The organism is Edaphobacter sp. (genome assembly GCF_035532915.1).
GTDB lineage: Bacteria > Acidobacteriota > Terriglobia > Terriglobales > Acidobacteriaceae > Edaphobacter.
Map to the genome: position 1 here is coordinate 1 of NZ_DATKQC010000259.1, position 3,246 is coordinate 3,246.

Genomic DNA, 3,246 nt, shown 5'->3' on the forward strand with positions numbered 1-3,246 from the left:
TTGTCCGGCGAAACAATCAATGTGCCATTTGGCGCGTCCGCATAGCTTCGAGCAATCTCCCCGATGCGCTCCTGTTTGTTGGGAACTTCGCGAATACGGCCCTGCTCTTGGAGCAGGGCGAGACCCGCTGCGGTGTCTCCCTGCGCGAGATATTCGACCGCCCTCCGCAGTTCCGGCTCCCTTTGGCGAATGATCTGGTCCAGATGGGCCGTGTGCATTCCGGCTTGTTGGAGTTGCTCGAACGGCTTACCCGCTTCGACAGCCTGATGCTGGCGTGTGTCTCCGATGAGCAGGACACGATCCTGATCCCCGATGCGCCGCAGAAAGTCCCGCATCTGCCGGGTTGAACTGAGCGATGACTCGTCCAGGAAATAGAGATGCCGCTCGTCGCGGTCACCGGCTCCCGACCGATTACGCGCGAGAAAGCCTTGCAGCGTGTCGGCTGGGATTCCGGCCTCGCGGAGCTGGTTTGCAGCGCGAGAGGTGGGCGCGAAGCCCTCGACGGAATACCCGGCAGACTCTGCCCCTCGATGAATCACTGAGAGTGCCGTCGTCTTTCCGGTGCCGGCGGTACCTTGCAGCCCCTGAACTTGGTCGCGAGACAGCAGCACTTCTTCAACGACACGACGCTGCGCTGGGTTTAAGTGCGCGTTCGCCTCCGTGAGGTGAACAACCTGCTGGATAGAGGCAATCTGCTTGTTCCGATTCTGCCCTTCGAGCACCCGCGCAATCACTTCCTTTTCGGCGCGAATCATCTCCTCGGTCGTGAACTGCCGGCCGCTGGCATGAACTTTCCGCGATGCAATCTGAAATTCGCCGCTGGCCATGCGCTCATCAAGCGCGGATCGAATTTGAGTGACTGTCAGATCGCCCATGCCACGCCGTAGTGCATCCCGGTAAAGACGGCGTTCATCGACCACTGCCTCCCGCTCGAAGTTCCTGTCACGGGCATAGGTCACTGCCTGATGGGGCGATTGGCGCATGGCCTGGTGCTCGGGTTCCGGTTTCAAAGCTCGTTGGTGAGCTTGTTCGACTACCCGGTCGGCCTGATGGCCAAACTCCGCGGCGAGCTTGCGATGCGCAGCCACGGCTTGGCCCACGGAAACTGCCTTCTTGCTGTCGCGTGTCGAATGTGCGGCAATCTGCGCAGCCTCATGGCCTTCAAAGCCACTCCGTTCAAGGTAAGTGCGAATCTGCTGACTGCGCGGGCTTGAGGCATCGAGGTAATCCTGCGAGTACCCCTTGATTTCCGGAGCGCCACTGCGGCCGGAGGCTATCTCGTATCCAAGTGAGCGGAGCCGGTAGGTGAGTTCCGACTGATAGACCGCCGTGGCGAACTGCTGGGATTCAAAGAGGGCCCGTTCCTGCAGGGCCCGCGTCTTACCGTTCTCACGCTCCGTGACGTTGAAGACCACGGCGTGGGTATGAAGTTGCGGAGCCGCATAGCCATCCACAGGACGGGCGGTGTCATGCTCGAACTTGGCGACTACAAATGCCCCTGTGTTTTCTGCCGGACGATTCCCGCCAAGCCGTGCCTGGGTGTAGCGCTCCAACTCGCTTAGAGCGGTATCCACGGCTGCACGATGGGCCTCACGCACGCGGTCATCCCCGCCCACGAGCGCGGTCAAGGACACGGACTTTGGCGCGGAAAACGTCGCATCCCAGCCAGCCCGGTGCTCGACTGGAGCGACCTTCGAGCCGTCATTGCGCTCATACTCCTGAACGACACGGTGGCGCACCAGTTGCTCGCCCGTAAGCGGATGTTGGCCCTCCGCGAGTCGCGCGAAATGCTCCTCGCTCACCGGCCCGGAAAGCCCAAACCGTTCTGCCAAACGACCGTGCCACTCGCCAACGACAGCCCCATCCTGCTTCCAATAATTCTGCTCTGCGGAGACAAATTCCTTCGCGTGGTAGGTGCGCGCCTGCGAAGACGAGAGTGCTTTGGAGATGGTGAGCATGATCAATCACCCATGGAGTGCGTGGACTGAGAAAGTTCGTGCGACTCCTCAGGACTCGTGGAAGCCTCCACGGGGACGAAGGCTTTACTGGCCTTCTTGTGGAGCGTCTTTGGATCGAAGTCGAGGTCGTCGCCTTCGAGAGATCGTGGAATGAAGGCAACCTCGGTTGCGGGAATGTCGCTGAAGGCGAAGGAGAATCTTGCCACGTGGTTGCCGAGTTTCAGAAAAGCATGGCGGTCGGCGAGGCCGGAGATTTCTGAGTCGAGAACAAGCGGTTCCACCTGGCGGTCGATGGTGAAGTTGTGTCCGTGCCGCGAACCATCGAAGTGGGTCTCGCGCACCCGCTCAATCTCTACTTTGCCGATGGCGCTCGACACCCACTCGGCGGCCTTGGGTTCCGTAGTTTTAAGAAAGATCTTGGTTGCCGGCTGTGACAGCATCACCTCCGCGAGATGTCCGTAGATGACCTCCAACTGCGCCTTGCCCTGAAAGCCAAGGACGATAGGGTTCTTGCTCTTTCGGTTCTCGGTGATGGCGGTGTGCAACTGCGGAAGTCGCTGTAAAGTCGCCAGCTCGTCGAGCACGAACCATACCGGATGCTGATTGCCCTTGGGTTCATTGAGCAGACGCAAAACGAGCAGGTCAATCCAGAGGCTGTGCAGTGGACGAAGGGCCTCGCGCTCGCTTGGCTTTGAGGTGATGAATATCCATCCCTTGCGGGTTTCGGCCCACTCCGTCGCGCTCCAAGTGCGTTTGGCTTGTTCTCTTGTAGGGAGCATCCGGAGGCTGTCGGCAACGAGTCCGAGCGAGGCCAGAACGCCATTCCGTTGCTGCTGCGCACCCTTGGCGATCATGCTCGCCATCTCCGTCGTCTGTACCCGCTGGTCGATCTCATCCGGGTTCGCCATCCAGTCCACAAGTTCTTGCGGAGTGGGTCCAAAGGTCAGAAGATGCGCGAAGATTTTCTGTGGCGTCTCGACGAAAAACTCTCCTTTCTTGTCGGTCGTTGGTTGGTAGAGAGACGCCGCAATCGTCTTTGCCTCCGCTCGACGGCGCAACTCCTCGGAAGGCCCCCAATAGGGGAAACGTGCGTCGAGCGGGTTGAGGATGATGTCCTGGCGCGTTGGATCATAGAAGCGCTGCACGAACTCGCAGGCCGGGTCGTAGACGATCGCGGAATGGCCGCGTTCCTTGATCTGCATGAGGAGCTGCATGATGAGCCGGGTTTTGCCTGCACCAGTGTCCCCCATGATCTCGATATGCTGGCCTTCGACCAGGCGCGGGATGC

2 protein-coding genes are annotated in these 3,246 nt (G+C 60.0%); both read right to left on the reverse strand.

Translation table 11 applies throughout. From position 1 onward, the window contains the following. The coding region (gene mobF, locus VMU57_RS12500; RefSeq protein ID WP_325383863.1) for a MobF family relaxase at positions 1-1,958 on the reverse strand (1,958 nt) is incomplete at its 3' end. A 2-nt stretch (positions 1,959-1,960) separates the two neighbouring features. Further along, positions 1,961-3,246, reverse strand: a 1,286-nt coding sequence (locus VMU57_RS12505) for a type IV secretion system DNA-binding domain-containing protein (protein ID WP_325383865.1), incomplete at its 5' end; no start/stop codon positions are given.